The following is a 6637-nucleotide window of genomic DNA, read 5'->3' on the forward strand; positions in this document are numbered from 1 at the left end:
GCGATGCCCCTGCGGCCAAAAGCATCGCGGCTGAAGCCGCTCCCACGGAACTCCCGAGAACCGGAGCCGATTGTTTGATGCAACCCCGCTACGCCGTTTTCGGCCAACCCATTTCGCATTCGCTCTCGCCGCGCATCCACGCAGCGTTCGGCACGCAGTTTGGCATCGACGTCGACTACCGCGCGATCGAATCCGGTCGCGCCGGGTTTGACCGGGCACTTGCCGCGTTTGCCGACGACGACGGGCGCGGCGCCAACGTCACGCTACCGTTGAAGGAGGACGCGGCGACGCGATGTTCCTCGCTGAGCGACCGGGCGCGTCGCGCGGGCAGCGTCAACACGCTGGTTCGCCAAGGCGACCACTGGCACGGCGACAGCACCGACGGCATCGGCTTGCTGCGCGACCTGCGCGAGCGCCAGCAGCTCGACCCGATAGGCCGGCGTGTATTGCTGCTCGGCGCAGGCGGTGCGGCGCGCGCCGCGGCATTCGCGCTGATTGACGCGGGCATTGCCGAACTCCTGATCGCCAATCGTTCGATCGATCGCGCGCACTCGCTGCGCACCCTGATCGATGATTCCGTTCGTGTCGACTTCTCCGGCATGAGCGAACTGGCGTCCTTGCCGGCCTTCGATCTGATCGTCAACGCGACGTCGGCAGGACACTCGGATGCCCCTCTGGACTTGCCCTTCACGCTGACCGCAGCGACGACGGTGTGCTACGACCTGTCGTACGCGAAAGCAGCGCAGGCGTTTCTGTCGTGGGCGCGTGCATCCGGCGCAGGCATCGTTTGCGACGGCCTTGGCATGCTGGTCGAGCAAGCCGCGGAATCCTTTTCGATCTGGCACAACCATCGCGCGGATACGGCTCCGGTGTACGCGGAGCTTCGCGCAATGCTGTCCGCGGAAAATGGCACGTGACCGCAATCGAATGCCGCGTGGGCTGCGGTGCCTGTTGCATCGCTCCGTCGATCAGCTCGCCGATTCCCGGCATGCCGCATGGGAAGCCTGCCGGAATTCCGTGCGTGCAGCTGGTCGGTGATTACGCCTGCGCGATTTTCGGACGACCCGAGCGTCCGGACGTCTGCCGGCGCCTTCGACCGGCCCATTCGATGTGCGGCGATCATCGTTCCGAGGCGCTGGCGATTCTTTCCATCCTTGAAGCGGAGACGTCGCCGGTCGATTCGATTTCAATCGGACTGCCGTTCTTCAGAACGGTCTCGCCGGCAGCGTGAAACCCTGGCGGATGTCGTACGCCAGCGTTTTCGTCGCGTCAGCGTGATCGACTTGCACAGAGGACCATGCCGCCGTGCATGCTCATGCAGTGGGGTTCAGATAGTTGTTCTTGAGCTTTACGTAGTGGGCGGCCGAGTAGTACAGCCGTTCGATCTCCGCGGCCGAGAGCTTGCGAACGAAGCGCGCCGGATTGCCGAGCCACAGCTCGCCTTCGCCGACCCGCTTGCCCGGGGACACCACCGAGCCGGCGCCGATCATGCTGTGGCGGCTGATGACCGCGCCGTCGAGCACGGTTGCGTTCATGCCGATCAGGCAGGCATCGTGGATGGTGCACGCGTGCACGACTGCGGCGTGGCCGATGGTCACGTCGTCGCCAATCAGCAGTGGAAATCCCTCCTCGGTGTATTCGCCCGCGTGCGTCACATGCAGGACCGTTCCGTCCTGCACATTCGTGCGCGCACCAATGCGGATGGAGTGCACGTCGCCGCGGGCAACGACTGCGGGCCAGATCGACGTGTCATCGCCGAACTCGACGTCGCCGATGACATGGGCGCCTGGATCGACGTAGACGTTTGCGCCGAGGCGCGGCGTGATGCCTTGATAGGGTCGGATATTCATGGCGAGAGGGTAGAGGATTTGCGCAGCAGCTTCCACGGCACCCCTGCGCTTGATTTTCACCGGCCTGCCCGCCACGTTGTCGGTCCGACTCCGCGCAGAACGCTGCCATGACCTCCGAAAATCCGCTGCTCAACGCCTCTCCTCTTCCACGTTTCTCCGCAATTCGTCCCGAGCATGTCGGACCGGCGGTCGACGCGGTGCTCGCCGACTATCGCACCCGAATCGAGGCATTGTTGGCCTCGGACGCACCACGCGATTTCAGCGGCGTGATTCTGGCGGGTGAGGAATGCGAAGACCGTCTCAACCGCGTGTGGGCGCCCGTGTCGCACCTGCATGGCGTTGCCGATTCGGACGAACTGCGCAAGGCGTATTCCGCCGCCCAGGAAAAAATCGTCGAGCACGCGAGCGAGCTGGGTCAGAACCGCGCGCTCTACGCCGCGGTGAAGGCGGTCGCGGATTCGCCTTCGATGGCGGCGTATCCGCGTTCCGCGCGAACCCTGGTCGACAATGAATTGCGTGACTTCAAACTCTCGGGCGTGGCGCTGGAAGAACCGGCGCGTTCGCGGTTTCGCGAGATCTCGAATGAACTGGCGAAGCTCTCGACCGAATTCGAGGAAGCCGTGCTCGACGCGACCGACGCGTGGAGCGAAACGATCACGGCGGAAGCGGGCGTCGCCGGAATTCCGGAATCGGGCCGCGACGTGTTGCGCGAATACGCGCAGGAGAAATCAGAGGAAGGCTGGCGGGTCACGCTGAAACAGCCGAGCGTGCAGGCGGTGCTGACGTACGCCGACGACCGGTCGTTGCGCGAACGCGTGTACCGCGCGTACCAGACACGCGCGTCGGACCAGGGCCCGGATGCAGGTACGCACGACAATTCGGCACGCATCGACCGCATCGTTGCGCTTCGCCATGAGGCTGCAGGGCTGCTCGGATTTGCCGACGCAGCCGAGGACTCGCTGGCCACCAAGATGGCGCCGTCACCGGATGCGGTGTTCGCATTCCTGCGCGATCTCGCCTCCCGCGCAAAGCCGGTGGCGCAACGCGAACTTGCGGAACTGCGCGCGTTTGCAAAGGCCGAACTCGGCATCGACGATCTTCAGTCGTGGGACAGCGGGTACGCATCGGAAAAGCTGCGCGAGCGCAAATACGCGCTGAACGAGGAGGAGCTGAAACCCTACTTCGCACTCGACCCCGTGATTGACGGGCTGTTCGCGATCACCGAACGCGTGTTCAGCGTCACGTTGCGACGGCGTGACGATGTCGACGTCTGGCACACGGACGTCCGCTACTACGATCTGCTCGACGCAAACGGCCGCGTGTTTGCCGGTGCATATGTCGATCTCTTCGCGCGCAGCGGTAAGCGTGGGGGTGCGTGGATGGATGTCTGCGTCAACCGCTTCGCACGCGACGCCGGTGGCGAACGTTCGACGCAACTGCCGGTCGCTTTCCTCACCTGCAACTTCGCGCCACCGACAGCCACGACGCCGTCGCTGCTGACGCACGACGACGTCCTGACGCTGTTCCACGAATTCGGTCACGGGCTGCACCACGTTTTGACGGAAGTCGACTATCCCGGCATCGCCGGAATCAACGGCGTCGAATGGGATGCAGTGGAGTTGCCGAGCCAGTTGATGGAGAATTTTGGCTGGCAGCGCGAGGCGCTCGATCTGTTCGCGTGCCACTGGCAGACCGGCGAACGTCTGCCGCAGGAATTGTTCGATCGCATGCAGGCGGCGCGGCATTTCCAGGCCGGCTTGTTCCTGGTGCGCCAGCTCGAGTTCGCGCTGTTTGATTTCCGCATCCATCGCGAATTCGATGCGGCGCGCGGCGCACGCGCGATGGAAATCCTCGACGAGGTTCGCGACGAGGTGGCGGTCCTGCATCCGCCGTCGTGGCAGCGCTTTCCGCACGCCTTCACGCACGTCTTTGCTGGCGGTTACGGCGCTGGCTATTACAGCTATCTGTGGGCCGAAGTGTTGTCGGCGGACGCGTTCGGGCGATTCGAGGAAGCGGGCGTGTTCGACCGCGCGACCGGTGAGGCGTACCGCAAGGCGATCCTCAGTGTCGGCGGGTCACGTCCGGCACTCGAAAGCTTCATCGAATTCCGCGGACGCGCGCCACAACCGGACGCGTTGCTTCGCAGCTACGGTCTGGCGGTCGGGGCGTAGCGGATCACCGCTGCGTTATCATCGCGCCATGAAAATTGCGAGCTGGAACGTCAATTCGCTCAACGTGCGCCTGCCGCATGTGGAGCGCTGGTGCGCGGACGCACAGCCGGACGTCCTCGCGCTGCAGGAAACCAAACTCGAGGACCCGAAGTTCCCCGAGGCGGCGTTGCAGGCGGCCGGATATCAAAGTGCATTTTCCGGCCAGAAGACCTACAACGGTGTCGCGATCCTTTCGCGCCTGCCGATCAGCGATGTGCAACATGGCGTCGCCGGATTCGATGATCCGCAACGGCGAATTCTCAGTGCAACCGTCGGCGACGTGCGCGTCGTGAATCTCTACGTCGTCAACGGCCAGGCGGTCGGCAGCGAGAAATACGCATACAAGCTCGACTGGCTGGCAAAGGTGACGGCGTTTCTCGGCGAGGAAATCCGTCGTCATCCACACCTCGTCGTCCTCGGCGATTTCAACATTGCGCCGGACGATCGCGATGTGCACGATCCTGCGGCGTGGCACGGTCAGGTGTTGTGTTCGGAGCCGGAACGCGATGCACTGAAGGCGATCAACGACTTGGGTCTGATCGATACGTTCCGCCTGTTCAATCAGGACGACGGACAGTACAGCTGGTGGGATTATCGACAAGCTGCCTTCCGCCGGAACATGGGCATGCGCATCGATCTGATTCTGGCGTCGGAGGCTCTGCGTTCGCGTTGTCGAGGCGCATCGATCGATCGCGAGCCGCGAACCTGGGAGCGCGCGTCCGACCACACCCCCGTCGTGCTGGAAATCGACAATGTCTGAGTGGCTGGTTTCACCGAGCGACACCGAGCTGGAAGAACTCGACCAGTTCCTGCGCGCGCACGGCGGCGAAGAGGACCTTCTGCTCGATGGCGTGCATGGATTCCTGACGGCACTGGCGATCGGCCCGACGCCGGCAAAACCGGAGGAGTGGCTGCCGGAGATCCTGCACGAGCCGTTCGTCGATCCGTCGCTCGGTGAGCGCGTACTCACCCTCCTCGCGCGCCTCAACGATGCCATTGCACCAGAACTCGAGACCAGCAGCTACGAACCGATTCTCGGCGAGCTCGATGTCGAGGAGGGTCCGCCCGCATTCACCGCGCGCGGCTGGTGCGAGGGATTTTCCCGCGGAATCGACCTGCGCGCGCCAGTGTGGGAAGGCCGCCTCGGGCATGACTCGGAACTGATGGAACTGCTCGGACCGATCATCGCGCTGGCGATCGACGACGGCGTGTTCGAGAGCGACGCGGAGTTCGCGCCGCTCGGTGACGACGAGTACGACGAATGCCTCGCGCAGATTCCTGCGGCAGTCGGCGCCGTTGCGCAGTACTGGCACGATCATCCGCTGAGCGTTGCGGAACAGAACGCGCCTCCCGGCGAAGGCGGCCAGGTGCCACCGCGTCGGCGCAGCGGGCGTTGGGTGCATTGAGAATCGGGCTCGGCGAGTCGTAGGTCGGTCGAAGGACGTCCGCACCGATCTCGCGTATCTGCGAGCTGTTTCAACGTGATCGTTTCCTTCGTCACATCACTGCGTTCCTCGGCGCGCGCTTGTCCACCGGCTGGCGCGGTCGCATCTTGTCGACCTTGCCTCGCCCGGAGATGTCATGAACGCAACGTCCACTCACACTCGCCAGGTCGCCCGTGTCGTGCGCGGACAGCCGACGTCCGACGGCGCCGGAGTGAAACTCACGCGCGTGATCGGTCAGCGCGAACTCGACATGCTCGATCCGTTCCTGATGCTCGACGAATTCCGCTCGGACCAGGCCGGCGACTACATCGGCGGTTTTCCCGATCACCCCCACCGCGGCTTCGAGACGGTGACCTACATGCTCGCCGGTCGCATGCGCCACCACGACAACCAGGGCAATTCCGGCCTGTTGACGCCGGGCAGCGTGCAGTGGATGACCGCCGGGCGCGGCATCGTGCATTCGGAAATGCCCGAGCAGCAGGATGGCCTGATGTGGGGCTTCCAGCTGTGGGTGAACCTGCCCGCCGCCGCAAAGATGTGTGCGCCGCGTTATCAGGACATCGCGCCCGAGTCCATTCCGGAGATCCAGCCGGCACCCGGCGTGCGTGTGCGCGTCCTCGCTGGATCGGTCGACGGCGTCGAGGGTCCGGTCAGCGGTGTCGCGGTGGATCCGCTGTACGTGGACGTGTCCCTTGCGCCGGGTACACGCTTTTCGCTGTCGTTGAAACCGGGCCACAACGCGTTCGCATACGTCTACGCGGGGAGCGCGCACATCGGTGCGGCCGATGCATCGCAGCGGATCGACCGCGGAGATCTTGCCGTGCTCGAGCGCGACGGCGACGACGTGCTGATTGCCGCGACCGATGAACCCGTGCGCCTGATTGTCGTTGCCGGCCGACCACTCAACGAGCCAGTCGCGAAATACGGACCGTTCGTGATGAATACGCCAGAGCAGATCTCCGAGGCGATGCGCGATTACCAATCCGGCAGGTTCTGATCCACAACCATTGCAGGAGGGGCTTCAGCCGCAATGCTGTTCTTCTGACGAGATCCAAGAGCATCGCGCCTGAAGGCGCTCCTACCGTGATCGTCAAAACGCGATCATCACGATCGAACCCGCAACGATCAGCGC

At 64.2% G+C, this 6637-nt stretch carries 7 protein-coding genes; 6 read left to right on the forward strand and 1 reads right to left on the reverse strand.

The window, feature by feature from the left end; all coding sequences use genetic code 11:
- Window positions 1-74: 74 nt before the first annotated feature.
- Both aroE and ABIV12_RS06930 read left to right on the forward strand, forming a co-directional pair.
- A complete protein-coding gene (gene aroE / locus ABIV12_RS06925) occupies window positions 75-917 on the forward strand; it encodes a shikimate dehydrogenase (protein WP_348057636.1) in 843 nt (280 codons plus the stop codon).
- The gene (locus tag ABIV12_RS06930) at window positions 914-1231 is read left to right on the forward strand and encodes a YkgJ family cysteine cluster protein (protein ID WP_348057625.1); all 318 of its coding nucleotides are present in this window, start codon (window positions 914-916) and stop codon (window positions 1229-1231) included. Before aroE ends, ABIV12_RS06930 begins: the two co-directional genes overlap by 4 nt.
- Before the next feature lie 82 nt (window positions 1232-1313).
- Here ABIV12_RS06930 and ABIV12_RS06935 read toward each other — a convergent pair whose 3' ends face one another.
- Window positions 1314-1850 (reverse strand): gamma carbonic anhydrase family protein, encoded by a 537-nt coding sequence (locus ABIV12_RS06935; RefSeq protein WP_348057627.1) that lies wholly within the window; start codon window positions 1848-1850, stop codon window positions 1314-1316.
- A 107-nt stretch (window positions 1851-1957) separates the two neighbouring features.
- Here ABIV12_RS06935 and ABIV12_RS06940 point away from each other — a divergent pair, with 107 nt between their 5' ends.
- The 4 genes from ABIV12_RS06940 to ABIV12_RS06955 all read left to right on the forward strand — a co-directional run bounded on the left by ABIV12_RS06940 (window position 1958) and on the right by ABIV12_RS06955 (window position 6502).
- Window positions 1958-4021, forward strand: a complete 2064-nt coding sequence (locus ABIV12_RS06940; RefSeq protein ID WP_348057629.1) for a M3 family metallopeptidase — start codon at window positions 1958-1960, stop codon at window positions 4019-4021.
- Window positions 4022-4049: 28 nt separating this feature from the next.
- Window positions 4050-4820, forward strand: coding sequence for an exodeoxyribonuclease III (gene xth, locus ABIV12_RS06945; RefSeq protein ID WP_348057631.1), 771 nt, complete (start codon window positions 4050-4052; stop codon window positions 4818-4820).
- The gene (locus ABIV12_RS06950) at window positions 4813-5466 is read left to right on the forward strand and encodes a YecA family protein (RefSeq protein ID WP_348057633.1); all 654 of its coding nucleotides are present in this window, start codon (window positions 4813-4815) and stop codon (window positions 5464-5466) included. The genes xth and ABIV12_RS06950 overlap by 8 nt, the downstream gene beginning before the upstream one ends.
- A 175-nt stretch (window positions 5467-5641) precedes the next feature.
- The gene (locus ABIV12_RS06955) at window positions 5642-6502 is read left to right on the forward strand and encodes a pirin family protein (protein ID WP_348057634.1); all 861 of its coding nucleotides are present in this window, start codon (window positions 5642-5644) and stop codon (window positions 6500-6502) included.
- Window positions 6503-6637: the final 135 nt, after the last annotated feature.

The organism is Dokdonella sp. (genome assembly GCF_039926425.1).
Taxonomy (GTDB): domain Bacteria; phylum Pseudomonadota; class Gammaproteobacteria; order Xanthomonadales; family Rhodanobacteraceae; genus Dokdonella_A.